27 protein-coding genes are annotated in these 22922 nt (G+C 61.6%); 16 read left to right on the plus strand and 11 right to left on the minus strand.

Annotated features, from left to right (window positions below; translation table 11 throughout):
• Positions 1–7 precede the first annotated feature (7 nt).
• Positions 8–523 carry a DUF2062 domain-containing protein gene (locus ACLD1Y_RS16310; RefSeq protein WP_429478912.1) on the plus strand — a complete coding sequence of 172 codons (516 nt, stop codon included), beginning with the start codon at positions 8–10 and terminating at the stop codon, positions 521–523.
• Positions 524–526: 3 nt separating this feature from the next.
• On the opposite strand, the gene ACLD1Y_RS16315 is transcribed toward ACLD1Y_RS16310, so the two are convergent.
• Both ACLD1Y_RS16315 and ACLD1Y_RS16320 read right to left on the minus strand, forming a co-directional pair.
• Entirely contained in the window at positions 527–1897 is a 1371-nt protein-coding gene (locus ACLD1Y_RS16315) for a histidine kinase sensor domain-containing protein (RefSeq protein ID WP_429478913.1), read from the minus strand.
• Entirely contained in the window at positions 1884–2612 is a 729-nt protein-coding gene (locus ACLD1Y_RS16320; RefSeq protein ID WP_429478914.1) for a response regulator transcription factor, read from the minus strand. Before ACLD1Y_RS16320 ends, ACLD1Y_RS16315 begins: the two co-directional genes overlap by 14 nt.
• A gap of 205 nt (positions 2613–2817) precedes the next feature.
• Between ACLD1Y_RS16320 and ACLD1Y_RS16325 the strand changes: the two genes are divergently transcribed.
• The 4 genes from ACLD1Y_RS16325 (at position 2818) to ACLD1Y_RS16340 (ending at position 7500) form a co-directional block, all read left to right on the plus strand.
• Positions 2818–5571, plus strand: a complete 2754-nt coding sequence (locus tag ACLD1Y_RS16325) for a response regulator (RefSeq protein WP_429478915.1) — start codon at positions 2818–2820, stop codon at positions 5569–5571.
• 26 nt (positions 5572–5597) lie between these two features.
• Entirely contained in the window at positions 5598–6587 is a 990-nt protein-coding gene (locus ACLD1Y_RS16330; RefSeq protein ID WP_429478916.1) for a 2-hydroxyacid dehydrogenase, read from the plus strand.
• A 71-nt stretch (positions 6588–6658) separates the two neighbouring features.
• Positions 6659–7099: a hypothetical protein gene (locus ACLD1Y_RS16335; RefSeq protein ID WP_429478917.1), complete on the plus strand. Its 441-nt coding sequence runs from the start codon at positions 6659–6661 to the stop codon at positions 7097–7099.
• A complete protein-coding gene (locus ACLD1Y_RS16340) occupies positions 7096–7500 on the plus strand; it encodes an META domain-containing protein (protein ID WP_429478918.1) in 405 nt (134 codons plus the stop codon). The genes ACLD1Y_RS16335 and ACLD1Y_RS16340 overlap by 4 nt, the downstream gene beginning before the upstream one ends.
• Before the next feature lie 142 nt (positions 7501–7642).
• On the opposite strand, the gene ACLD1Y_RS16345 is transcribed toward ACLD1Y_RS16340, so the two are convergent.
• Positions 7643–8104 carry a TlpA family protein disulfide reductase gene (locus ACLD1Y_RS16345; RefSeq protein WP_429478919.1) on the minus strand — a complete coding sequence of 154 codons (462 nt, stop codon included), beginning with the start codon at positions 8102–8104 and terminating at the stop codon, positions 7643–7645.
• 115 nt (positions 8105–8219) lie between these two features.
• Here ACLD1Y_RS16345 and arsC point away from each other — a divergent pair, with 115 nt between their 5' ends.
• From arsC to ACLD1Y_RS16360, 3 genes are read left to right on the plus strand one after another with little or no spacing between them, the layout of a single operon-like run.
• Positions 8220–8573: an arsenate reductase (glutaredoxin) gene (gene arsC, locus ACLD1Y_RS16350; protein WP_429478920.1), complete on the plus strand. Its 354-nt coding sequence runs from the start codon at positions 8220–8222 to the stop codon at positions 8571–8573.
• Positions 8570–9184 carry an NAD(P)H:quinone oxidoreductase gene (gene wrbA, locus ACLD1Y_RS16355; protein ID WP_429478921.1) on the plus strand — a complete coding sequence of 205 codons (615 nt, stop codon included), beginning with the start codon at positions 8570–8572 and terminating at the stop codon, positions 9182–9184. Before arsC ends, wrbA begins: the two co-directional genes overlap by 4 nt.
• Positions 9168–9575, plus strand: a complete 408-nt coding sequence (locus ACLD1Y_RS16360; protein ID WP_429478922.1) for a DUF2069 domain-containing protein — start codon at positions 9168–9170, stop codon at positions 9573–9575. The genes wrbA and ACLD1Y_RS16360 overlap by 17 nt, the downstream gene beginning before the upstream one ends.
• A 125-nt stretch (positions 9576–9700) precedes the next feature.
• Here the strand turns inward: ACLD1Y_RS16360 and ACLD1Y_RS16365 are convergent, their stop codons facing one another.
• Entirely contained in the window at positions 9701–10372 is a 672-nt protein-coding gene (locus ACLD1Y_RS16365; protein ID WP_429478923.1) for a DNA-3-methyladenine glycosylase I, read from the minus strand.
• 67 nt (positions 10373–10439) lie between these two features.
• Positions 10440–11264 carry a tRNA 2-thiocytidine(32) synthetase TtcA gene (gene ttcA, locus ACLD1Y_RS16370; RefSeq protein WP_429478924.1) on the minus strand — a complete coding sequence of 275 codons (825 nt, stop codon included), beginning with the start codon at positions 11262–11264 and terminating at the stop codon, positions 10440–10442.
• Positions 11265–11677: 413 nt separating this feature from the next.
• On the opposite strand from ttcA, the gene ACLD1Y_RS16375 reads away from it, so the two are divergent.
• Positions 11678–12280, plus strand: a complete 603-nt coding sequence (locus tag ACLD1Y_RS16375; protein ID WP_429478925.1) for a Yip1 family protein — start codon at positions 11678–11680, stop codon at positions 12278–12280.
• 129 nt (positions 12281–12409) lie between these two features.
• Complete coding sequence (locus ACLD1Y_RS16380) at positions 12410–12904, plus strand: SprT family zinc-dependent metalloprotease (protein ID WP_429478926.1); 495 nt, start codon at positions 12410–12412, stop codon at positions 12902–12904.
• Positions 12905–13009: 105 nt separating this feature from the next.
• Here the strand turns inward: ACLD1Y_RS16380 and ACLD1Y_RS16385 are convergent, their stop codons facing one another.
• Positions 13010–14173, minus strand: coding sequence for a CaiB/BaiF CoA transferase family protein (locus tag ACLD1Y_RS16385; protein WP_429478927.1), 1164 nt, complete (start codon positions 14171–14173; stop codon positions 13010–13012).
• A 157-nt stretch (positions 14174–14330) separates the two neighbouring features.
• Here ACLD1Y_RS16385 and tusD point away from each other — a divergent pair, with 157 nt between their 5' ends.
• The 6 genes from tusD (at position 14331) to ACLD1Y_RS16415 (ending at position 17767) form a co-directional block, all read left to right on the plus strand.
• Positions 14331–14723: a sulfurtransferase complex subunit TusD gene (gene tusD, locus ACLD1Y_RS16390; RefSeq protein WP_429478928.1), complete on the plus strand. Its 393-nt coding sequence runs from the start codon at positions 14331–14333 to the stop codon at positions 14721–14723.
• Position 14724: 1 nt separating this feature from the next.
• The gene (gene tusC, locus ACLD1Y_RS16395; RefSeq protein ID WP_122489804.1) at positions 14725–15075 is read left to right on the plus strand and encodes a sulfurtransferase complex subunit TusC; all 351 of its coding nucleotides are present in this window, start codon (positions 14725–14727) and stop codon (positions 15073–15075) included.
• On the plus strand, positions 15075–15353 hold the full coding sequence (tusB, locus tag ACLD1Y_RS16400; protein ID WP_185706677.1) for a sulfurtransferase complex subunit TusB: 279 nt from the start codon (positions 15075–15077) through the stop codon (positions 15351–15353). The genes tusC and tusB overlap by 1 nt, the downstream gene beginning before the upstream one ends.
• A complete protein-coding gene (locus ACLD1Y_RS16405) occupies positions 15350–15685 on the plus strand; it encodes a TusE/DsrC/DsvC family sulfur relay protein (protein WP_429478929.1) in 336 nt (111 codons plus the stop codon). Before tusB ends, ACLD1Y_RS16405 begins: the two co-directional genes overlap by 4 nt.
• Entirely contained in the window at positions 15682–16683 is a 1002-nt protein-coding gene (locus ACLD1Y_RS16410) for a glycosyl transferase family protein (RefSeq protein ID WP_429478930.1), read from the plus strand. The genes ACLD1Y_RS16405 and ACLD1Y_RS16410 overlap by 4 nt, the downstream gene beginning before the upstream one ends.
• Positions 16684–16771: 88 nt before the next feature.
• The gene (locus tag ACLD1Y_RS16415; RefSeq protein ID WP_429478931.1) at positions 16772–17767 is read left to right on the plus strand and encodes a glutathione S-transferase family protein; all 996 of its coding nucleotides are present in this window, start codon (positions 16772–16774) and stop codon (positions 17765–17767) included.
• A gap of 107 nt (positions 17768–17874) precedes the next feature.
• Here the strand turns inward: ACLD1Y_RS16415 and cysG are convergent, their stop codons facing one another.
• The 5 genes from cysG to lolA are packed head-to-tail and all read right to left on the minus strand — an operon-like array spanning position 17875 to position 22914.
• A complete protein-coding gene (cysG, locus tag ACLD1Y_RS16420) occupies positions 17875–19269 on the minus strand; it encodes a siroheme synthase CysG (RefSeq protein WP_429478932.1) in 1395 nt (464 codons plus the stop codon).
• Complete coding sequence (serS, locus tag ACLD1Y_RS16425; protein ID WP_105698586.1) at positions 19270–20550, minus strand: serine--tRNA ligase; 1281 nt, start codon at positions 20548–20550, stop codon at positions 19270–19272.
• A 16-nt stretch (positions 20551–20566) separates the two neighbouring features.
• On the minus strand, positions 20567–20941 hold the full coding sequence (gene crcB / locus ACLD1Y_RS16430) for a fluoride efflux transporter CrcB (protein ID WP_429478933.1): 375 nt from the start codon (positions 20939–20941) through the stop codon (positions 20567–20569).
• A complete protein-coding gene (locus ACLD1Y_RS16435) occupies positions 20941–22263 on the minus strand; it encodes a replication-associated recombination protein A (protein ID WP_429478934.1) in 1323 nt (440 codons plus the stop codon). Before ACLD1Y_RS16435 ends, crcB begins: the two co-directional genes overlap by 1 nt.
• Before the next feature lie 27 nt (positions 22264–22290).
• Positions 22291–22914 (minus strand): outer membrane lipoprotein chaperone LolA, encoded by a 624-nt coding sequence (gene lolA / locus ACLD1Y_RS16440; protein ID WP_429478935.1) that lies wholly within the window; start codon positions 22912–22914, stop codon positions 22291–22293.
• Positions 22915–22922 lie beyond the last annotated feature (8 nt).

Below are 22922 nucleotides of genomic sequence, written 5' to 3' on the forward strand. Positions count from 1 at the left end.
ACCCCTTATGCCCCGGCGCTTATTCAAACGGTACATGCCCGACCCCACCAGTATCCGGGAACACAAGTCATTACAGTTTCTCGGCACGCTGTTGCATGACCCCAACCTCTGGCACCTGAACCGGCACTCAGTGGCACGGGCCATGGCAGTGGGATTGTTCGCAGCGTTCATCCCGATTCCCTTGCAGATGCTCTTGGCAGCGATCCTGGCGATTGTGGTGCGGGGCAACATGCCCATCGCCGTTAGCCTGGTGTGGCTGACCAACCCGATCACCATGCCGGTGGTGTTTCTCTGCACCTACATGACCGGCGCCTGGCTGATGAATGTGCCACCCCGCAGCCTGCCCGATGACCTGACCTGGGAGTGGATCAGCGGCCAGTTGAGCACGCTCTGGCAGCCGTTCCTGCTGGGTTCGGTGGTATTGGGCCTGGTACTGGGCGCCCTGGCCTATTGCCTGACCATGGGGTATTGGCGCTGGTGGGTTGCGCACCAGTGGAAGAAGCGCAAACAGCGTCGCGGTTGACGCCTAGCGGGCCGGCAACCGCAAGTGCACTCGCAACCCGCGCCCGGTGTTTTCCGCCCACAAGCTGCCGTCTTGGCGTTGCACAGCATTGCGGGCAATGCTCAAGCCCAGGCCAAAACCGCCATCGCCTGGGCGTGAGCCCTCCAATCGGGTAAAGGGCGCAAAGATCCGCTCCAGATCCTGCTCATCAATGCCCCCGCCCTGGTCCTCCAACCACAAATGCCAGTGGTCACCCTCGCGCCTCCCATCCAGGCTGACCACGCTGTCGGCAGGCGAATGTCGGATCGCGTTGCGCAGGATGTTTTCCAGCGCCTGGGCCAGCGTATTCAAGTTACCCCGCACCCAACAATCAGCCTCCAACAGGCACGGCAGGCGCGACGCCGGCCAATCGCTTTCAAAACACGCATTCTCGCGAAGCATGTCCCACAGGGCCTGGAGCTGGATGTCTTCCTTGGGCAGTGGTGCGCGTTCGGTGTCTAGCCACGCCAGTTGCAGGCTGTCTTCCACCAGGCGCTGCATGGCATCGATCTCACGGCCAAGGCGTTCACGCAACTGCGCCAAATCTTGCTCGCTGTCACAGGCCACCCGCAAACGGCTCAGCGGGGTTCGCAGCTCATGGGACATGTCCCGCAGCAGTTGTTGCTGCAACACGACGGTGCCCTGCAAACGCTCGGACATATGGTCAAACGCCCTGCCCAGTTCGCCCAATTCGTCCTGGCGGCTGGTGGCGTCGTGGGACAGCCGCGTATGCAGTTGATCAGCCCGCCACGCATTGGCCTGCTCACGCAACTGATTGAGGGGCATGATCAACAGCCGATACAGGCCAATACATAACAACAGGGTAAACAAGCCTGGGATGACGCCATTGGTGACCACGCGCCAGAATAATTGGTAGCGCCCCGGCAGGAAGCGCTGCGGCAACTCGATCACCAGGGAGCCCGCATTCGGGTCCACTGCAAACGGCACTTTCAGCCACGGCAAGCCCTTCACATGGCGGCTTACCGGCCAGTCCAGGCCGCGCAGGAAGGTCAGGCGCTGGCTTTCCTTGTCAGTCAGTGGGGTACTGCTCAACGACTGCAGGTCATTGCCAATCACGCCGATCCAGGTGGTTTCCCGCGTGCGCATCGCGTGCAGCCATGCGTCAACGCCCGCGCTGCCACCTCGCCTCCAGGCCTGCTCGGCGCTGACGGCGTAACCACTCAAAGTAGTGCGCGCGTTCTCGTCCAGGTAGGCATTCTGCTCCTCCATATACCGCCCCCAGGACCAACTGAGCCAGATCATCAGCAAGCAGAAGGCGATCAACAGGCAAGCCAGTTTCCAGAACAGCGAATGTTTACCCGGCAGGCGCTTCAAGGGACGTTCAAAGGCTGTCATCGGGACCGCTCAGCACATAGCCCTTGCCCCACACCGTGCGCACTTCACGCTCGCTGTAGCCAATGGACTTAAGCTTGCGGCGGATCTGGCTGATATGCATATCGAGGCTACGGTCATGGGGTGCGTAGCCGCGTTGCAGTACGTGCTGGTAAAGGAAGGCCTTGCTGAGGACCTCTTCGCTGTTGCGATGCAGGGTTTCCAGCAGGCGATATTCGCTGCGGGTCAAGCCCGCCCAGTGATCCAGGTGGAAGACGTCGCTCAGCTCATCGTCAAAACGCAGGGTACGGGCATCGTCACGTGCAGGCGCCAGGGTCTGCAATGGGCGCCGGTCCAGGGCCACGCGCCGCAGGATGGCCTCGATGCGCACCCGCAGTTCGATCATGCTGAACGGTTTGGGCAGGTAATCGTCGGCGCCCAGGCGAAAACCGCTGATGCGATCGGCTTCAGCGCCCAGGGCCGACATCAGGATAACCGGGATTGAATGGCTCTCACGCAGATGGGTCAGGACCGACAAGCCGTCCATCCCCGGTAGCAGGATATCCATCAACACCACATCGAACGCCTGGTCGCGGGCCATTTGCAGGCCTTGCTGGCCGTTCTGGCACCACGTGACCTGGAAACCACAACGCCCCAGATGCTCGTGGACATAGGCGCCGAGCACGGGGTCGTCTTCGATGGTCAGGATACTGGGCAAGCCAACTGCTGCGGGATTCATTAGCGTCTGCAAGTCATTCTCAATCGCCGATTATTCAAGATTAACCCGCCGCAGGCAATCGCCATCCGGCAACCCATGGCCCGAAGATTGCCGTATGTCATTAATTTGCAAGATTCCACCCCGCGCAAATGGCTACACTGCGCAGGTGGCGCGGGCCGGATGCCTGCGCAAATCATCGATACTAATGTGGTAGCAGGAGAGTGGCGTGCTTAGAAGAATGGGGATAAAAGGCCGCGTACTGTTGCTGACCTTATTGCCGACCAGCCTGATGGCCTTGTTACTGGGAGGCTATTTCACGTGGATGCAGCTCTCGGAACTGCAAACTCAACTGTTGCAACGCGGCGAAATGATCTCCGAGCAGTTGGCCCCGCTGGTGGCGCCCGCCCTGAGCGCCAAGAACACCGACCTGCTGGAGCGCATCGCCACCCAGTCCTTGGAACAACAAGACGTACGCGCCGTGTCCTTCCTCGGCCCGGACCGCTCCCCGCTCGCCCACGCCGGCCCGACCATGCTCAACCAGCCGCCCATCGGCAATAGCTCTCACCTATTGCAACGCACCGGCAATGACGCCACGCGCTACCTGCTGCCGGTATTTGGCCGCCATCGCAACCTCGCTGGCGACTTGATCCCGGATGAAGCCGACCGCCTGCTGGGCTGGGTCGAGGTGGAGCTGTCCCATAATGGCATGTTGTTGCGCGGCTACCGCAGCCTGTTCGCCAGCCTGCTGTTGATCGCTATCGGGCTGGTCTGCACCGCAGCGCTGGCGTTGCGCATCAGCCGCACCATCAACTCGCCGATTGGCCTGATCAAGCAAGCAGTAGCACAGCTCAAGGATGGCAACCTGGAAACCCGCCTACCGCCCCTTGGCAGCCAGGAGTTGGACCAGCTCGCCTCGGGCATCAACCGCATGGCCGAGACCCTGCAGAACGCCCAGGAAGAATTGCAACACAGCATCGACCAGGCCACCGAAGACGTGCGCCAGAACCTGGAAACCATCGAAATCCAGAACATCGAGCTGGACCTGGCCCGCAAGGAAGCCCTGGAAGCCAGCCGCATCAAGTCGGAGTTCCTGGCCAACATGAGCCACGAAATCCGCACCCCACTCAACGGCATCCTCGGGTTTACCCACCTGCTGCAAAAAAGCGAACTTACGCCGCGCCAGCTCGACTACCTGGGCACCATCGAAAAGTCCGCCGACAACCTGCTGGGCATCATCAACGAGATCCTCGACTTCTCGAAGATCGAGGCCGGCAAGCTGGTGCTCGACAGCATCCCCTTCAACCTGCGCGACTTGCTGCAAGACACCCTGACCATCCTCGCCCCCGCCGCCCATGCCAAGCAGTTGGAATTGGTGAGCCTGGTCTACCGCGACACGCCGCTGGCGCTGGTGGGCGACCCGTTGCGTCTCAAGCAGATCCTGACCAACCTGATCAGTAACGCGATCAAGTTCACCCGCGAAGGCACCATCGTGGCCCGGGCGATGATCGAAGATGAACAGGAAGACAGCGTACAACTGCGCATCAGCGTGCAGGACACCGGCATCGGCCTGTCCAGCCAGGATGTGCGCGCGCTGTTCCAAGCGTTCAGCCAGGCCGACAACTCGCTGTCACGCCAACCCGGCGGTACGGGCCTGGGGCTGGTGATTTCCAAGCGCCTGATCGAACAGATGGGCGGTGAGATCGGCGTCGACAGCACGCCGGGCGAAGGCTCGGAATTCTGGATCAGCCTGAACCTGCCCAAGACCCGCGACGATGTCGAAGACCTGCCCTGCGCGCCGCTGCTGGGCCATCGCGTGGCCGTGCTGGAAAACCACGAACTGGCACGCCAGGCCTTGCAACATCAGCTGGAAGACTGCGGCCTGGAAGTGACACCGTTCAACACCCTGGAAAGCCTGACCAACGGCATCACCAGTGCCCACCAGACCGAACAAGCCATCGACCTGGCGGTACTGGGCGTGACGGCCAACGACATCCCACCCGAGCGCCTCAACCAACATCTATGGGACCTCGAACACCTGGGCTGCAAGGTGCTGGTGCTGTGCCCCACCACCGAACAGATGCTGTTCAACCAGTCAGTGCCCAACCCCAACAGCCAGTTGCAGGCCAAGCCGGCGTGCACCCGCAAACTGCGTCGCGCCTTGTCTGACCTGATCAGCCCACGGCCGTCGCGCAGCGAACCGGGGGAGCCGCTTTCCAGCCGTGCGCCACGCGTGCTGTGCGTGGACGACAACCCGGCCAACCTGCTGCTGGTACAAACCCTGCTCGAAGACATGGGCGCCCGAGTGCGTGCGGTCGAAAGCGGTTATGCCGCCGTTGACGCGGTGAAACAAGACACCTTCGACCTGGTGCTGATGGACGTGCAAATGCCCGGTATGGACGGTCGCCAGAGCACCGAGGCGATCCGCCAGTGGGAAAGCGAACGCAACGGCACGCCACTGCCGGTGGTGGCCCTGACCGCCCACGCCATGGCCAATGAAAAACGCGCCCTGCTGCAAAGCGGCATGGACGACTACTTGACCAAACCCATCAGCGAACGGCAACTGGCCCAAGTGGTGCTGAAATGGACCGGCCTGGCCCTGCGCAACCAGAGCCCCGACCGAGCAGCCGATGGCACCGGCCCTGGCGTGCAACTGCCCGTATTGGACCACGAGGAAGGCCTGCGCCTGGCCGCCGGCAAGACCGACTTGGCAGCAGACATGCTGGCCATGCTGCTGGCCTCCCTCGAAGCCGACCGCCTGGCCATTGCCATCGCCCGCGACGCCAATGACAACAACGCCCTGATCGAACGCGTCCACCGTCTGCACGGTGCCACCCGCTACTGCGGCGTGCCGCAACTGCGCGCCGCCTGCCAACGCGCCGAAACCCTGCTCAAACAGGACGACGCCAAGGCCCTGGCTGCACTGGACGAGTTGGATATTGCCATTACGCGGCTGGCCGGTGAGGCACGGGTCAGCGCCTGAATTCATCAGAAAAAAGGAAGCCTTTGATGCGCGTCATTCTGTTCAGCAGCCAAACCTACGACCGCGACAGCTTCCTCGGCGAACCATTGCCGTCGGGCATCGAGCTGCAATTCCAGCCAGCCCGGCTCAACCTCGACACCGTGGCCCTGGCCGAGCACCACGACGTGGTCTGCCCCTTTATCAATGACGACCTCAGCGCCCCGGTGCTGGAACACCTGGCCAAAGGTGGCACGCGGCTGATTGCCCTGCGCTCGGCCGGCTACAACCATGTCGACCTGGCCGCCGCCAAGCGCCTGGGCCTGACCATCGTGCGCGTACCGGCCTACTCGCCCCACGCCGTGGCCGAGCACGCTGTGGCGTTGATTCTGGCCCTCAACCGCCGCCTGCACCGCGCCTACAATCGCACCCGCGACGGCGATTTCAGCCTGCATGGCCTCACCGGTTTCGACCTGGTGGGCAAGACCGTCGGCGTAGTCGGCACCGGGCAGATCGGCGCCACCTTTGCCAAAATCATGGCGGGTTTCGGCTGCCAGTTGCTGGCCTACGACCCCTTCCCCAACCCACAGGTGCTGGCACTTGGCGCCCGTTACGTGAGCCTTCCCGAGCTGCTGGCGCAGGCGCAGATCATCAGCCTGCACTGCCCGCTCACCGCCGACAGCAAGCACCTGATCAACGCAGGCTCCCTGGCCCATATGCAGCCCGGTGCGATGCTGATCAACACCGGTCGCGGTGGCCTGGTAGACACGCCCGCCTTGATCGAGGCCCTCAAGACCGGCCAGCTCGGCTACCTGGGGCTGGATGTGTACGAGGAAGAAGCCCAACTATTCTTTGAAGACCGCTCCGACCTGCCCCTGCAAGACGACGTACTCGCGCGCCTGCTGACCTTTCCCAACGTGATTATCACCGCCCACCAGGCGTTCCTCACCCGTGAGGCCCTGGCAGCGATTGCCGGCACCACCTTGGCCAACATCGCGGCATGGGCCGATGGCCGAGCGCAGAACCTCGTAGAAGGATGATCAGCGGTCACATACCAGGCTCATGATAGGTGGGCACCCGTGATAGGATGCCGCGCCTATTTGGAGGATCCATGGCCGAACACGATTTCCGCTTCAGCTTGCTGAGCCCGCAACACACCCTGATCGAATGCCGCGCCCTGGTGCCGGGCCGTTACCAGATCACTGGCAACGGTGGTTCGATCAAGCATGGCGACGTTTTGATCGTCACCCTGCGTGGCAGTAAAACCCTGTCGATGCGCCTGACCGTCGAAGGCGATGCGCGTTACTCCATCCGCCCGGCGGGCCAGTGGGTCGCCATGGCCCAAGGGCCGAAATTCGGCGAATTGGAAATACACACCTGGAAGGTCAACTGCGACAGCTGCGATGCCGTGTTGGAGTTTGAATTCGCGGTGGAAACCAAGCTGACCAAAGAGCCGCTGCAACCGGCCGCCAATGCGCGCATCCAAGCGCTTGGCTGGTCCAGCGAAGGCGACAAGCACCGCTGCCCGAAATGCCAGAAGGCCGCGCAATGAAAGGCCTGCTTCTGCTCGCCGCCCTCGCCGCCGGCCTGGCCGGTTGTGCCGGGGATACGGTCAAGCTCAAGCAGGATCACAGCTACGTAGTGGAATGGATTGGTGAACGGCCGCTGATGGACTACGCGCACCTGACCGTCACCCTCGGCGCCGATGGCCGTGCCTACGGCAATGGCGGCTGCAACCATTGGTTTGCGCCGTACACCGTAGAAGGCGACAAGCTCAGCTTCGGCAAGATCGGCAGCACCCGCAAACTCTGCGCCGAGGCGTTGATGGAGCAGGAACACCGCTTCTTCCAGGCCCTGCAAGGTGTGGAGCGTTGGGATATCTCGCCGATCGAGCAAACGCGCTTCTGGCCGGCCGAGGGCAAGCCGATTCGCTTGTGGCTTGAAGAAGGCTGACAGCACCAGCCTCAGGCCTGATCGAGGTCAAAATGTGGGAGCGGGCTTGCTCGCGAAGGCAGTGTGTCAGTCAATAGATTCATTGGCTGGTTCACCGCCTTCGCGAGCAAGCCCGCTCCCACATTGGTTTTGTGGTGTTGCTTTAACCGCGCAGGGCCTTGAGTTTGGCCAATACACCTTCCGCCGTCTGCTCGCCCATCAACTGCTCGCGCACCTTGCCCTTGTCATCAATGATGTAGGTCACCGGCAACGCTTCGCTGCGTGGAATTTCAAAGATCCCATCCGGGTTCTGCGCAAGCACTGTGAACTTGATGCCCAGTTTCTCACTGGCCGCCTTAAGCTCTTCACCCTGCACATTGTCGAAGTTCACCCCGAACACACCCACGTTCTGCCCTTTCAACTGTTCGGCCAGGGCATTGAGTTCCGGGATCTCCGTGCGGCACGGCCCGCACCATTCGGCCCAGTAGTTGACCACCACCCACTGCTTGTCCAGGCGTTCGGCCGCGACTTTATTGCCGTATTGGTCAACGCCGTAATCGTTACCGCAGCCGCTGAGCAGCAGGGTGGTGATGATCGCCAATGCACCGATCAATTGCCTGGTCATGGGGTATTCCTTCGTAAAAATGAACGTTGGCTGCGGCCTATCGCCTCTTACGGTTTAAGGACGGGGCGCAGCGCGGGTAGAATACCCGCCACCTTACGCAAGATGCGACCCGCACATGACCGATCTGACGCTTTATCACAACCCGCGCTGCTCGAAATCCCGCGGTGCGCTGGAACTGCTCGAAGCCCGCGGCCTCACCCCGACCGTGGTGCGCTACCTGGAAACCCCGCTGGATGCCGCGCAATTAAAGGCGCTGCTGGCCAAACTGGGCCTCAGCGCGCGCCAATTGCTGCGCACGGGTGAAGACGAATACAAAACCCTCAACCTGGCCGATGCCAGCCTCAGTGAAGCGCAATTGATCGCCGCCATGGCTGCGCACCCGAAGTTGATGGAGCGCCCAATCCTGGAAACCCGCGATAAAGCCATCATCGGCCGTCCCCCGGAAAACGTGCTGGAGGTCCTGCCGTGACTACGCCGTATGTGCTGGTGTTGTATTACAGCCGCAACGGCTCAGTGAGCGAAATGGCCCGGCAGGTTGCCCGGGGCATCGAGCAAGGCGGGATGGAAGCGCGCCTGCGCACCGTACCGGCCATCTCCAGCGAGTGCGAAGCCGTGGCGCCAAGCATTCCGGACGAAGGCGCGCTGTATGCCAGCATCGACGACCTCAAACACTGCTCGGCCCTGGCCCTGGGCAGCCCGACCCGTTTCGGCAACATGGCCGCGCCGCTCAAGTATTTTATCGACGGCACCAGCAACCTGTGGCTTACCGGCGCCCTCGTCGGCAAGCCGGCCGGGGTGTTCACCTCCACCGCCAGCCTGCACGGCGGCCAGGAAACCACCCTGATGTCGATGCTGTTGCCGTTGCTGCACCACGGCATGCTGATTACCGGCCTGCCCTACAGCGAGCAAGCGCTGCTCGACACTAAAGGCGGCGGCACCCCCTACGGCGCCAGCCACCACGCAGGGCCGGACGGCAAGCGCATGCTCGATCAGCATGAAATCGCCCTGTGCCGTGCCCTGGGCCTGCGCCTGGCGAACACCGCCACCTTGCTGGAGGGCGGTCGTGGCCAAGAAGCCTAAGGTGTTGCCGCCCCAGGCCTGGCTCGAGCCACGGGTGAAGCTGGCACGCGCACTGAGCCTGCTGGCGTTTTTCGCCTTGGTGGGTTTGCTCTGCGGCTATTACCTGTTCGTCGCCGACCTGCACGGCGCACGGCCGTGGGTGATCCTGCTGATCGAACTGGTGCCGCTGCTGGTGCTGGCGCCGGGCATGTTGCTGGGCAGCGCGCGCGGGCATTCGTGGATGTGCTTTGTGGTGAATCTGTATTTCATCAAGGGCGCGCTGGCGGCGTATGACCCGAACCGGCAGTGGTTTGGGGTGCTGGAGATGGTGGCGAGTCTGGCGGTGTTTTGTACGGCGTTGCTGTATGTGCGTTGGCGGCATCAGTTGAATCGACGACTCGCTGAGGCCTGATAGAGCTGTAGTGCCTGTCAGGCAGCCTTCGCGAGCAAGCCCGCTCCCACATTTGACCGATTTCCTTCAGTTGAAATGCGGTCAAATGTGGGAGCGGGCTTGCTCGCGAAGGCATCACCTCGGTCTCAATGATTCACCGTATATGCCAGCATCATCGACAACTGACACATCGGCCGCCCACTCTCGGCATGCCACTGGTTAAACGCCCCTTGCACCGTCGCCAAGTCCCGCAAGCTGGTGGGCGCCTTGTCGACGATCTGCTGTGCATTCAACGCCGCCACCACGTCATAACTGGGCACAAACGTGTCCTTGCCCACCATGCGCAAAAAGCGCGGCGCCGACAGCCCCCCCAACTGATGGCCGTGCTTGCTCAGGTACTTCCACAGCCCGACGATATCGGTCACCGGCCAATCGGCGATAAACGCACCGAAACTGCCCTTCTCCTGAGCGATGTCCAGAATCATCTGCGCATTGCGCGGCACGCTCTTGAGCTTGCCCAGGTGGCGAATGATGCTGGTGTCTTGCATCAGCCGCTCCAGGTGCTCGGCGCCCATCAGCACGACTTTTTCTGGATCGAAGCCGAAGAACACCTTCTCGAACGCCGGCCACTTGGCGTCTACCACGCTGTGCTTGAGCCCCGCGCGGAATACCCGCAACGCCAGGGTCGACAGGTAGCGGTCATCGCTGATCTTGCGCAATTGCGCCGGGGTATTGGGCACCGGCAGGTGGGCTTCCAACTCGGCCGCGGAACCGAAGCGGTTCAGACAATATTCGTGCAGCCACTTGTAATCGCGCATGCCCTCTCCTGGGGATTCAAATGAAAACGGCGCCCATGAGCGCCGTCTTTCAGAGCGTTGAAGAACCTTAGAGGTTCACTACATTGACGAAGCGCGACGCGGCGCTCTCATCGATCTTGAGGCTGGTGAAGTCAAACAGGTTGCGGTCGGCCAACTGCGAGGGCTGCACGTTCTGCAGGCTGCGGAAGATGCTTTCGGTGCGGCCCGGGGTCTTGCGTTCCCAGTCCACCAGCATCTCCTTGACCACCTGGCGTTGCAGGTTTTCCTGGGAGCCGCACAGGTTGCACGGGATGATCGGGAACTGCTTGAGGTCGGAGTAGGCCTGGATGTCCTTCTCGTTGCAATACGCCAGCGGGCGAATCACCACGTTGCGCCCGTCATCGGCGCGCAGCTTGGGCGGCATGGCCTTGAGAGAGCCGTTGAAGAACATATTGAGGAAGAAGGTCTCGACGATATCGTCGCGGTGATGCCCCAGGGCCATCTTGGTTGCGCCGATCTCATCGGCAAAGGTGTAGAGCGTGCCGCGGCGCAGGCGCGAGCACAGCGAGCAGGTGGTCTTGCCTTCCGGGATCAGCTCCTTGACCACCGAATAAGTGTCTTTCTCGACGATGTGGTACTCAATGCCCAGCTCTTTGAGGTAGGCCGGCAGCACGTGCTCTGGGAAACCCGGTTGTTTCTGGTCCATGTTGACGGCCACGATCTCAAACTTGATCGGCGCGACCTTTTGCAGGTGCAGCAGCACGTCGAGCATGGTGTAGCTGTCTTTGCCGCCGGAGAGGCAAACCATGACCTTGTCGCCGTCCTCGATCATGTTGAAATCGGCGACCGCTTCACCGGCCAGGCGACGCAGGCGTTTTTGCAGTTTGTTCTGGTTGACCGTAAGAGTGCCCATGGCGCTTGGATCCGCTAGAGGTGTGTGACGAAAAGCGCGGTATTTTACCGTTATGCGCGACTGAGATCCAATGTGGGAGCGGGCTTGCTGTGGTGAGCGGGCTTGCCCCGCGCTGGGCTGCGAAGCAGCCCCAAAATCTTGGGAGCGCTACGCACTCCAGCGCGGGCGGTGCGACGATTCGACAAGCCCGCTCACCACAACAGCCCACCTACAGTTTGATCGAGTGGAACCTATCCTCACCGCGATTAAAGCCCGTGTTTACAGCGCAATTCGCTCTAAAGACCCTACAGTTATTCAGGCCATCCCTTCCTATACTGCGACGTGAGGTCGCACATATATCCAGACCTTTCAGGCCAATTGGCCCGTGGGCGCTCCGATGGGGGGCGATGGTAATAACGACAGGAGTGACTGGCATGATCCATCACGTCGTGGGGCTATTTACCCATCCCGACCAGGAATGGCGGGAAATCCGTGGCGATAAAGAAGAAAGCATCAGCCACATGTACCTCACTCACACGCTGATCCTTGCGGCGATCCCCGCCGTATCAGCCTTTATCGGCACGACCCAGGTCGGCTGGGTCATCGGCAACCGCTCGCCGGTCATGTTGACCCAGGAAAGCGCACTGTGGATGACCATCATGTCCTACGCGGCCATGCTCGGCGGCGTGGCGGTGATGGGCGCGTTCATTCACTGGATGGCCCGCACCTACGACGCCAACCCCAGCATGGCGCGTTGCGTAGCCTTCGCCACCTACACCGCCACACCGTTGTTTATCGGCGGGCTGGCGGCGCTTTACCCACATATGTGGTTAGGCATGGTGGTGGGCACGGCAGCCATCTGCTACACGGTGTACCTGCTGTACGTGGGGTTACCGACCTTTATGAACATCGACCCGGACGAGGGTTTCCTGTTTTCCAGCTCGGTACTGGCCGTGGGGCTCGTGGTGCTGGTGGCAATCATGGCATTTACCGTGATCGTCTGGGGCCTGGGCGTAGGGCCGATCTACACTAACTGAGCGCGTTCAAGCCGTGAGCAAGGCCACCGCAAGGTGGCTTTGTGCGTTATGCATGACCATTCGGCGCCTGACAGATTCGGAAACACCCGGCTTTGCGGCATACTGGGGCCCTCTGGAGATATGTACAGCATGCCCGAGCAACTCAATACCCGCGTCGAAGATTGTTTCCAACAAGCCGAATCCTTTTTCAAACGAAGCTTCAAACGCCCCCAGGTCAGCCTCAAGCTGCGGGGCCAGAAGGCCGGTGTCGCGCATTTGCACGAGAACCTGCTGCGTTTCAACCCACAGCTTTACCGTGAAAACAGCCAGCACTTCCTGAAGCAGACCGTGGCGCATGAAGTGGCGCATCTGATCGCCCACCAGTTGTTTGGCGAGCGCATCCAGCCCCATGGCGAGGAATGGCAATTGATCATGCGCGGGGTCTACGAGCTGCCGCCGGACCGTTGCCACACCTATGAAGTGAAGCGTCGCCAGGTGACCCGTTATATCTACCGGTGCCCGTGTGCGGACAGTGACTTTCCGTTTTCGTCACAGCGCCATGGGCTGGTGGGCCAGGGGCGGCGGTATTTGTGTCGGCGGTGTCGGCAGACGTTGGTGTTTACTGGAGAAACTCGGGTGGAGTGAAGGCCTCTTCGCGAGCAAGCCCGCTCCCACATTTGATCGGTGATCGACCTGACAACGCGGTCGAATGTGGGAGCGGGCTTGCTCGCGAAAGCGCCAGTCCAGGCACTACCCAACCACATTGGCACGCCGCAACTCCGCTATCCGCTGCGCACTGAACCCCAACTGCGCCAACACCTCATCACTGTGCGCCCCCACGGCACCCCCGATATGCCGTGGTTCCGGCAGGCCTTGCGAGAATTTCAACGGACAGGCCAATTGCGCCTGCGTCGAACCATCCCCACGGGGCACCTGACAGATCAGCTCGCGGGCTTTAAGCTGAGGATGCTCCACCGCCTCACTCATGCTCAACACCGGCTCGACACACGCATCCACCCCCGAAAACAGCTCACACAGCTCATCGAAGCTGCGCTTTTCAAACTCGACTTGCAGCGCAACCTTGAGCTCGGGCGCCATGCCCTGTGCCGCCAACTCCGGCCGTCCCAATGCCATGCACAACTCCTGCATAAAACCTGGCTCCAGACTCCCCACCGACATCCAGCGCCCGTCCCGGGTGCGGTAGTAGTCATAGAAACTCCCTCCGTTGAGCACGTGGCTCTCCCTGTCCGGCTCCACCCCGCATGCCAGGTAACCCGCACCGGCCATGGCGTTCAGGCTGAATGAACAGTCAGTCATGCTCACGTCCAGGTACTGCCCCACCCCGCTCTGCTGCCGCGCAATCACCGCCGCCAGCAACCCGACCACTGCATGCAACGAGCCGCCGCCCACGTCCGCCAGTTGCACGCCCAGCGGCACCGGCCCACTGTCCTTGCGCCCGGTGTAGCTGGCCACACCCGCCAGTGCCAGGTAGTTGATGTCGTGCCCGGCGCGGTCCCTGTAGGGGCCTGTCTGGCCGTAACCGGTGATAGACACGTAGATCAACCGGGGATTGATCGCTTTCAATGCCTCATAACCCAAGCCCAGCCGCTCCATCACCCCGGGCCGGAACTGTTCCAGGACGATGTCGTAGTCCTTGACCAACGCGCGCACAATCTCCAGCGCCTCGGCCTGCTTGAGGTCCAGCGCCAAGCTGCGTTTATTGCGGTGGAGGTACGCATGGCTTGCCGACGTACCCTGGTCGTGGGGCGGCAACACCCGCAGCAGGTCCATGCGCGTGGGCGATTCGATGCGCAGCACTTCGGCGCCCATGTCCGCGAGCATCAAGGAGGCAAACGGACCGGGCAGCAAGGTGGAAAAATCCAGCACTTTGAGGGACGCCAAGGGACCTGACATGGGCACTCCAATTCCGTTTCGGTTGCCCACAGACTAGGCAGCCTTGGTCCTACCGGCAATCGTCAGAACGATCAGCAACAGTGACTGTTTTGATCACGGCGGGCTTTTTCACGGCGCGGGCTTTATCATTGGCCCACGATTGCTGGCAGAGTGTTCCATGAAGTTTGCGATAGCCCTGTTTTCCGCGGCCCACGCGCCCTCCTCGCGCCGCGCGCTGCTGTTTGCCCAGGCCGCATTGGCTGGCGGGCACGAGATTGTGCGGCTGTTTTTCTACCAGGATGGCGTGTACAGCGCGTCCAACAACATCGTTACGCCCCAGGACGAGCAAGACATCGCTCGCCAATGGCGTGAGTTTGTCAGCCTGAATCATCTCGATGGGGTGGTGTGCATCGCGGCGGCCTTGCGCCGTGGCGTGCTCAACAGCGAAGAAGCCACGCGTTACCAACGCAGCGCCGTGAACCTGGAGGCGCCGTGGGCGCTGTCGGGCCTGGGCCAATTGCACGACGCCGCCCAAACGGCCGACCGCCTGATCTGTTTTGGAGGGCCGTGACATGTCCAAATCCTTATTAGTCATCAGCCGCCAGGCGCCGTGGTCCGGGCCGAGCGCGCGGGAAGCGCTGGATATCGTGCTGGCCGGTGGCGCGTTTGATCTGCCCATCGGCTTGCTGTTCATGGATGACGGCGTGTTCCAGCTCGCGCCGCACCAGAACGCCAAGGCCGTGCAACAAAAGGACCTCAGCGCCAACCTACAGGCATTGGGGCTGTTCGGCATCGACGATGTCTTTGTCTGCCGCCACAGCATGGCCGTGCGTGGCTTGACGCCGCCGACCGAGGCACAACCGTTGAGCAACGAGGCTATTTCCCAATTGATTGACCGTTACGACCAGGTGATTACCCTCTGATGTCGACTTTACATGTGGTGTCTCACTCGCCGTTTTCCGACAGTCGCCTCGACAGTTGCCTGCGTATCTGCGGCGCCGAGGACGCGATCCTGCTGTGCGGCGACGGCGCCTACGGGCTGCACGCCCCCGCCCTACACACCAAGGGCGTGAAGGTGTTTGTGCTGGCCGAAGACATGCAGGCGCGCAACCTGCCCTTACCGGACTGGGCCGACAGCGTGGACTACCCCGGTTTCGTACAACTGTCGCTCGACTACGACAAGGTCAACAGCTGGCTATGAACACCTTGACCGTAGGCGAACGCACCTATGCCCTGGACAAAGACGGCTACCTCGTCGACTTGAACGACTGGTCCGTCGAGGTCGCCAATGCCCTGGCCGCCGCCGAGCCGCTGGCGTTGACGCCCGATCACTGGGAAATCCTCGAACTGCTGCGCGGCTTTTACGCCGAATTCCAGCTGTCGCCGGCCACCCGCCCGCTGATCAAGTACACCGCCTTGAAGCTAGGCCCGGAAAAAGGCAACAGCCTGCACCTCAACAAACTGTTCAACGGCACTCCCGCCAAACTCGCCGCCAAGCTGGCGGGCCTGCCCAGGCCGACGAATTGCTTATGACCGACTTTGCCCCGCTGACCCTTGAAACCCCTGCCGAGCACCCGTTTGCGCAATTCGTGCGCATCCTGGGCAAAGGCAAGCGCGGCGCGCGCAACCTCACCCGCGAGGAAGCCCGCGAAGCCATGGGCATGCTGCTCGACGAAAAAGTCGAAGACACCCAGCTCGGCGCCTTCCTGATGCTGTTGCGCCACAAGGAAGAAAGCCCGGAAGAACTCGCCGGCTTCACCGAGGCCCTGCGCGAACGCCTCAATGCTCCAGCGCTGAACGTGGATGTGGACTGGCCAACCTATGCTGGCAAGAAACGCCACCTGCCGTGGTACCTGCTGGCCGCCAAGTGCCTGGCGCAAAACGGCGTGCGCATCTTGATGCACGGTGGCGGCGCCCACACGGCGGGCCGGTTGTACACCGAGCAATTGCTGCAAGACTTGCAGATTCCCCTGTGCCGCAACTGGCAGCAGGTCGAAACAGCTTTCGAGCACGCCAACCTGGCATTCATCCCGCTGGGGGACTGGGCGCCGCAACTGCAACGCATGATCGACCTGCGTAACACCTTGGGCCTGCGCTCGCCGATCCACTCCCTGGCGCGCCTGCTCAACCCACTGAATGCGCGCTTGGGCCTGCAGAGCATTTTCCATCCGGGCTACCAAGGTGTGCACCGCGACGCCAGCGGCCTGCTGGGGGATAACGTGATTGTGGTGAAGGGCGACGGCGGTGAAATCGAGATCAACCCCGACTCGGCCAGCCACCTCTATGGCACCACCGGCGGCGACAGCTGGGACGAAGAATGGCCCGCCCTCTCCGCCCAGCGCCACGTCAAGCCCGCCAGCCTGGAACCCGAGCATTTGAAGGCCCTGTGGCGTGGTGACGTCGAAGACAGCTACCCGCAACTGGCCTTGATCGCCACCATGGCCCTGGCCTTGCGCGGCCTTGGCCACACTCGGGATCAGGCGTTCACAGTGGCCCAGCAATATTGGGATGCACGGGATAAATCGATTTAATCGATAATTCACCCGCAGTCTTTGCGCTTTTAAATCGAACCTATCCCTTTAGACTGGCCTCCAACGTTTATTAGTTGAGGAGCCAGTCATGGGTTTGCTGATCGAAGGACACTGGAAAGACCAGTGGTACGAAAGTAGCGCAGACGGCGCTTTCCAGCGCGAACAGGCGCAACGCCGCAATTGGGTGACCGCCGACGGCGCACCCGGCCCCAGCGGTGAAGGTGGCTTCAAGGCTGAAGCCGGTCGTTACCACCTGTATGTATCCCTGGCCTGCCCGTGGGCCCACCGCACCTTGATCATGCGCAAGCTCAAGGGCCTGGAAAGCCTGATCGACGTGTCCGTGGTCAGCTGGTTGATGCTGGAAAACGGCTGGACCTTCGACAAGGCCTACGGCTCCAGCGGCGACGCCCTCGATGACTTTGCCTTCATGCATCAACGCTACACCGCCGATACCGCCGACTACACCGGCCGCGTCACTGTACCGGTGCTGTGGGACAAGCAGCTCAACCGTATCGTCAGCAATGAATCGGCGGAGATCATCCGCATGTTCAACAGCGCGTTTAACGGGTTGACTGGCAATACATTGGACTTCTACCCCGAAGCGCTGCACCCGACGATCGACGGACTGAACGAGCGCATCTACCCCGCCGTGAACAACGGCGTGTACCGCGCAGGCTTCGCCACTTCGCAGCAGGCGTATGAAAGCGCGTTTGATGATGTGTTTGCCGAGTTGGATTATCTGGAACAGCATCTGAGCGACCATCGCTACCTGGCCGGTGAGTACCTCACCGAAGCCGATGTGCGCCTGTTCACCACGCTGATTCGCTTTGATGCGGTGTATTACGGGCACTTCAAATGCAATTTGCGCAGGATTGCTGACTATCCGAACTTGTCGAACTGGCTGAGGGAGATGTATCAGTGGCCGGGGGTGGCCGAGACGGTGGATTTTGCGCATATCAAGGGGCATTACTATGCCAGCCACCGCACGATCAATCCGACGGGGATTGTGCCGAAGGGGCCATTGCAAGCGTTTGATGCAGCGCATGATCGACAAAAGCTAAGCGGCAAAGGTGTACAAAACTAACCTGTAGGAGCGAGCTTGCTCGCGAAGAACCCAACGAAAACGCGGGCCTTCAGAAGGCCCGCGTTTTCGTTGGCGATTTTCGCGAGCAAGCTCGCTCCTACAAAGGTTCAGATTTGGGACTGAGCGCCTTCAAACCACTTGAGCTTCTCGCGCAACACCACCACTTCACCGACGATCACCAATGTCGGCGCATGCACTTCATGCTCCGCCACCATGCGTGGCAAATCGGCCAGGGTGCCGGTGAAGACACGCTGGTTGGTCGTGGTGCCTTGCTGGATCAGTGCAGCCGGGGTGTCCCCCGCACGTCCGTGCTTGATCAGCTGTTCGCAGATGATCGGCAGGCCAATCAAACCCATGTAGAACACCAGGGTCTGGGATGGCCCCACCAGGTCGTGCCAGGGTAGGTCCGAAGTCCCATCCTTTAAGTGCCCGGTGATAAACCGCACTGACTGTGCATAGTCACGGTGAGTCAGCGGAATCCCGGCATACGCCGCGCAACCACTGGCAGCCGTAATACCGGGCACCACCTGGAACGGGATGCCATGGGCCGCCAGCTCTTCGATCTCTTCGCCACCACGCCCAAAGATAAACGGGTCGCCGCCCTTGAGGCGCACCACGCGCTTGCCTTGCTTGGCCAGGTCCACCAATTGCTGGTTGATCTGGTCCTGGGGCACGGCGTGGTCGGCGCGACGTTTGCCGACGTATACGCGCTCGGCGTCACGGCGGCACAGCTCTAGAATCGCTGGCGCGACCAAACGGTCGTATAGCACCACATCCGCTTGCTGCATCAGGCGCAGGGCGCGGAAGGTCAGCAGGTCCGGGTCACCGGGGCCAGCCCCTACCAGGTAAACCTCACCCGGTGCGTTTGGCGGTGCACCGTTGACCTTTTCGATCAACAGGCGCTCAGCCTCGGCGCCCTGCCCGGCCAACTGGCGGTCGGCAATCGGGCCTTGGAATACGTCTTCCCAGAATGCGCGGCGTTGCTGCACATCCGGGTACAAACCTTTGACCTGGGCACGAAAACGCGCCGCCAACCCCGCCAATTGGCCGTAGGTGGACGGAATCCAGGTTTCCAACTTGGCGCGGATCAAGCGCGCCAGCACCGGCGCATCGCCGCCGCTGGACACCGCAATCACCAGCGGCGATCGATCGACAATCGCCGGGAAGATCACGCTGCACAATGCCGGCGCATCCACCACATTGACCGGTACACAACGACGCTTGGCATCGCTGGACACCTGGGCATTGAGCGACTCATCGTCGGTGGCGGCGATGATCAGGGTGCAACCGTCAAGGTCGGCTTCCTGATAACCGCGCAGAATCAATTCCCCGCCACTGCCCAGCACCAACTCATTGAGCTGGTCTTCAATCTGGGGAGCAACCACCCGCAGCAACGCGCCGGCGTCGGCCAGCAGCCGGGATTTGCGCAAGGCAATCTCCCCGCCACCGACGACCAACACACGACTGCCGCGCAGGTTATGAAACAGCGGCAGAAATTCCATTTAGCCGATGACCTCAACGCCCGCCATGTACGGCTTGAGCACGTCTGGTACGCGTATGGAACCGTCGGCCTGCTGGTAGTTTTCCAACACGGCCACCAGGGTACGGCCTACGGCCAGGCCCGAACCGTTGAGGGTGTGCACCAGTTCCGGCTTGCCGGTTTCCGGGTTGCGGAAACGCGCTTGCATGCGACGGGCCTGGAAATCACCGCAGTTGGAGCACGACGAAATTTCGCGGTACTTGTCCTGGCTCGGCACCCACACTTCGAGGTCGTAGGTCTTCACGGCGCTGAAACCCATGTCGCCGGTGCACAGCGCCAACACGCGGTACGGCAGCTCCAGCAGTTGCAGGACGCGCTCGGCGTTGGCCGTCAGGCCTTCCAGCGCTTCCATGGACGTCGACGGCTCGACGATCTGTACCATCTCCACTTTGTCGAACTGGTGCTGGCGGATCATGCCGCGCGTATCGCGACCCGAGGCACCGGCTTCGCTACGGAAGCACGGGCTGTGGGCGACGAACTTCAACGGCAGCTCTTTAGCGTCGAGGATCTCGCCGGACACAATGTTGGTCAGCGACACTTCAGCGGTCGGGATCAGGTACAGGTCGGCTTCGCCTTCGCGGCTGATCTTGAACAGGTCTTCTTCGAATTTCGGCAGCTGGCTGGTGCCCATCAGCGCCGGCGCCTGCACCAGGTACGGGGTGTAGGCTTCTTCGTAACCGTGCTCGGCGGTGTGCAGGTTGATCATGAACTGCGCCAGGGCGCGATGCAGGCGAGCCACCGGGCCGCGCAGCAACGAGAAACGTGCGCCGGACATCTTGGCCGCGGTTTCGAAGTCCAGGCCCCCGGTCAATTCGCCCAGGGCAACGTGGTCCTTGACCGCGAAATCAAAGGCTTTTGGCGTGCCCCAGCGGCGCACTTCGACGTTGCCGTCTTCGTCTTCACCCACCGGCACGGATTCGTGCGGGATGTTGGGAATGCCCAGCAGGATCGAATCCAGCTCGGACTGAATGCCTTCCAGCTCGACCTTGCCGTCGGACAGCTCGGTGCCCATGCGCTCGACGTCGGCCATCAACGGCGCGATGTCTTCGCCGCGCTGCTTGGCCTGACCGATGGATTTGGAACGGGCATTACGCTCAGCCTGCAGTGCTTCGGTGCGGGTCTGGACGGTCTTGCGCTGTTCTTCCAGCGCTTCGATGCGCGCAACATCCAGGGCAAAGCCACGGGATGCCAGGCGGTCCGCTACGTCCTGAAGGTTGCTACGTAACAGTTTGGAATCGAGCATGTCGGTCTCTCGTTTATCAAAGTTTGGTCAAGGACAGGCCAGCCCAAGTGGCGAGCAGCCCGCCGAACACGCTGACGCCCAAGTACCCGAAGGCTACCAGGGCTTGCCCGCTTTCCAGCAGGCGCAGCGTATCCAGTGAAAAGGATGAAAAGGTCGTCAGACCGCCTACAAAGCCGACAATCAAGCCGGCGCGAATCTCAATCGGCACTTCCGGGCGTAACAGGAACCAACCGTACAACAGCCCGATAATCAAGCAGCCCACCAGGTTGACCGCCAGGGTCGCGGCATAAAAATGCTTCGGCCAATTGGCGCTGACCCAGGTGCCGGTGGCGAAACGCAATAATGTACCAGCGATGCCGGCTACGGACACGGCAAGAATCGTCTTGAGCACTACTTTCTCCGCTGTTTGGGGCTGAGTCGATCGAGTTGGGCGAGGTGATTGAGCTTTTCCCCGATCTTCAGCTCCAGGCCACGGGGCACCGGCTGGTAGAGCGCCAGTGGCTCAAGCTCATCGGGGAAGTAGTCTTCGCCGGCCGCGTAGGCGTCCGGCTCATCGTGGGCGTAGCGGTATTCATCGCCGTAGCCCAGTTGCTTCATCAGCTTGGTCGGGGCGTTGCGTAAATGCAGTGGCACTTCCAGCGAGCCGTACTCGGCGGCCGCGCGCAACGCGGACTTGAAGCCCATGTACACCGCGTTGCTCTTGGGCGCGCAGGCCAGGTAGGTGATGGCCTGGGCCACTGCCAACTCACCTTCCGGGCTGCCCAGGCGCTCCTGCACGTCCCACGCCGCCAGGCACAGGCTCAGCGCCCGTGGGTCAGCGTTGCCGATGTCTTCGCTGGCCATGCGCACCACGCGCCGCGCCAGGTACAGCGGGTCGCAGCCGCCGTCGATCATGCGTGCGAACCAGTACAGCGCGCCGTCGGGGTTTGAGCCGCGTACGGATTTGTGCAGCGCCGAAATCTGGTCGTAGAAGGCTTCACCGCCTTTATCAAATCGGCGGCGCGTATCACCCAGCAGGCTCTGCAGCAGGTCTACACCAATTTCAGTGCTGTCTTCGGCCAGGTCGGAGGCGTTTTCCAGCAGGTTGAGAAAACGCCGGCCATCGCCATCTGCGGCGGTGAGCAGGATCTTAAACCCCTCGTCGCTGACGCTCAGTTGGCGCTGGCCCAACCCCTTGTCTTCGTTCAGGGCGCGGTGCAGCAACTTTTGCATCGCTGCTTCGTCCAGGCTCTTGAGCACATAAACCCGCGCCCGTGACAGCAAGGCGTTGTTCAGCTCAAACGAAGGGTTTTCGGTGGTGGCGCCGATAAAGATCAGCGTGCCGTCTTCCACATACGGCAGGAATGCATCCTGCTGGGACTTGTTGAAGCGATGCACTTCGTCCACGAACAGGATGGTGCGCTTGCCGTACTGCCCAGCCTGCTGCTTGGCCACGTCTACGGCCTGGCGGATCTCCTTGACCCCGGCCAGTACCGCCGAGACCGTTTCGAAGTGCGCATCCGAGACTTTCGCCAGCAGCCGCGCCAAGGTGGTCTTGCCCACCCCCGGCGGCCCCCAGAAAATCATCGAGTGCAGCGCACCCTGCTCCAGGGCTTCGCGCAATGGCTTGCCGCGAGCGAGCAGGTGTTCTTGCCCGACGTACTCATCCAGGTTGGTCGAGCGCAAGCGCGCGGCCAGGGGCTGGGCAATCGGGTCACTTCGAAACAGGTCCATGGGCAGCGTTTGAAACCTCTGTGCAGATTATTCCTGGATCACGTCGGCACCCTTGGGGATGTCGAACTTGAACTTGGACGCCGGTACCGGCTGGTTGGCCTTGACCCCGGAGAACAGGATATCGGTGCGCTGGCCGACGCTGTCGATCAGGCGCATGTTGTTGATCACACCGTTACCAAACGACAGGTTCAGGGTGTCGAACAAGGTGTCCTTGGACTTGGGCTTGAGGGTGAACTCGATCACGTTGCTGGTTTGCTTGGAGGTGATGTCGAAGCTGTCGTTGATCTTGGAGACATCACCCGACAACAGCAATGCTGGGGTCTGGTTCAGGCGAGGATCGAGCTTCTTGATGGTCGCCTGCTCCAGGTCCGGGTCCCACAGCGTGACTTTCTGGCCGTCGGAGACGATGGTCTGCTCCGACTTGCCTTCGGTATGCCAATAAAACAGCCCTGGGCGCTGCACGGCCATTTCGCCTTCGGTCTGCTGCAACTGAGTGCCGCCGGCATCCAGGGTCAACTGGGAGAAGCGCGCAGTCAGGGTCTGGGATTTGTCCAACAGGTTCTTCAGGCTGGCGACGGAAGCCGGATCAGCGTGAGCCGAAACAGCGGTCAGGGCCAGTGCCGGCAACAACAGCATGCGGATAAGACGCATGGGAGTCC

It is taken from the genome of Pseudomonas sp. 18175, from assembly GCF_050432925.1.
Taxonomy (GTDB): Bacteria; Pseudomonadota; Gammaproteobacteria; order Pseudomonadales; family Pseudomonadaceae; genus Aquipseudomonas.

Bases quoted from the DNA above. Each gene is read 5' to 3' on its own strand.
- ACLD1Y_RS16415 (WP_429478931.1), top strand. From the start codon at position 16,772: ATGGGTTTGCTGATCGAAGGACACTGGAAAGACCAGTGGTACGAAAGT.
- lolA (WP_429478935.1), bottom strand. From the start codon at position 22,914: ATGCGTCTTATCCGCATGCTGTTGTTGCCGGCACTGGCCCTGACCGCT.
- tusB (WP_185706677.1), top strand. From the start codon at position 15,075: ATGTCGACTTTACATGTGGTGTCTCACTCGCCGTTTTCCGACAGTCGC.
- ACLD1Y_RS16365 (WP_429478923.1), bottom strand. From the start codon at position 10,372: ATGCGCGATTACAAGTGGCTGCACGAATATTGTCTGAACCGCTTCGGT.
- tusD (WP_429478928.1), top strand. From the start codon at position 14,331: ATGAAGTTTGCGATAGCCCTGTTTTCCGCGGCCCACGCGCCCTCCTCG.
- ACLD1Y_RS16335 (WP_429478917.1), top strand. From the start codon at position 6,659: ATGGCCGAACACGATTTCCGCTTCAGCTTGCTGAGCCCGCAACACACC.
- ACLD1Y_RS16340 (WP_429478918.1), top strand. From the start codon at position 7,096: ATGAAAGGCCTGCTTCTGCTCGCCGCCCTCGCCGCCGGCCTGGCCGGT.
- ACLD1Y_RS16435 (WP_429478934.1), bottom strand. From the start codon at position 22,263: ATGGACCTGTTTCGAAGTGACCCGATTGCCCAGCCCCTGGCCGCGCGC.
- ACLD1Y_RS16380 (WP_429478926.1), top strand. From the start codon at position 12,410: ATGCCCGAGCAACTCAATACCCGCGTCGAAGATTGTTTCCAACAAGCC.
- serS (WP_105698586.1), bottom strand. From the start codon at position 20,550: ATGCTCGATTCCAAACTGTTACGTAGCAACCTTCAGGACGTAGCGGAC.
- ACLD1Y_RS16375 (WP_429478925.1), top strand. From the start codon at position 11,678: ATGATCCATCACGTCGTGGGGCTATTTACCCATCCCGACCAGGAATGG.
- ACLD1Y_RS16385 (WP_429478927.1), bottom strand. From the start codon at position 14,173: ATGTCAGGTCCCTTGGCGTCCCTCAAAGTGCTGGATTTTTCCACCTTG.
- arsC (WP_429478920.1), top strand. From the start codon at position 8,220: ATGACCGATCTGACGCTTTATCACAACCCGCGCTGCTCGAAATCCCGC.
- ACLD1Y_RS16330 (WP_429478916.1), top strand. From the start codon at position 5,598: ATGCGCGTCATTCTGTTCAGCAGCCAAACCTACGACCGCGACAGCTTC.
- ACLD1Y_RS16315 (WP_429478913.1), bottom strand. From the start codon at position 1,897: ATGACAGCCTTTGAACGTCCCTTGAAGCGCCTGCCGGGTAAACATTCG.
- cysG (WP_429478932.1), bottom strand. From the start codon at position 19,269: ATGGAATTTCTGCCGCTGTTTCATAACCTGCGCGGCAGTCGTGTGTTG.
- tusC (WP_122489804.1), top strand. From the start codon at position 14,725: ATGTCCAAATCCTTATTAGTCATCAGCCGCCAGGCGCCGTGGTCCGGG.
- ACLD1Y_RS16410 (WP_429478930.1), top strand. From the start codon at position 15,682: ATGACCGACTTTGCCCCGCTGACCCTTGAAACCCCTGCCGAGCACCCG.
- ACLD1Y_RS16405 (WP_429478929.1), top strand. From the start codon at position 15,350: ATGAACACCTTGACCGTAGGCGAACGCACCTATGCCCTGGACAAAGAC.
- ACLD1Y_RS16310 (WP_429478912.1), top strand. From the start codon at position 8: ATGCCCCGGCGCTTATTCAAACGGTACATGCCCGACCCCACCAGTATC.
- ACLD1Y_RS16345 (WP_429478919.1), bottom strand. From the start codon at position 8,104: ATGACCAGGCAATTGATCGGTGCATTGGCGATCATCACCACCCTGCTG.
- ACLD1Y_RS16320 (WP_429478914.1), bottom strand. From the start codon at position 2,612: ATGAATCCCGCAGCAGTTGGCTTGCCCAGTATCCTGACCATCGAAGAC.
- ttcA (WP_429478924.1), bottom strand. From the start codon at position 11,264: ATGGGCACTCTTACGGTCAACCAGAACAAACTGCAAAAACGCCTGCGT.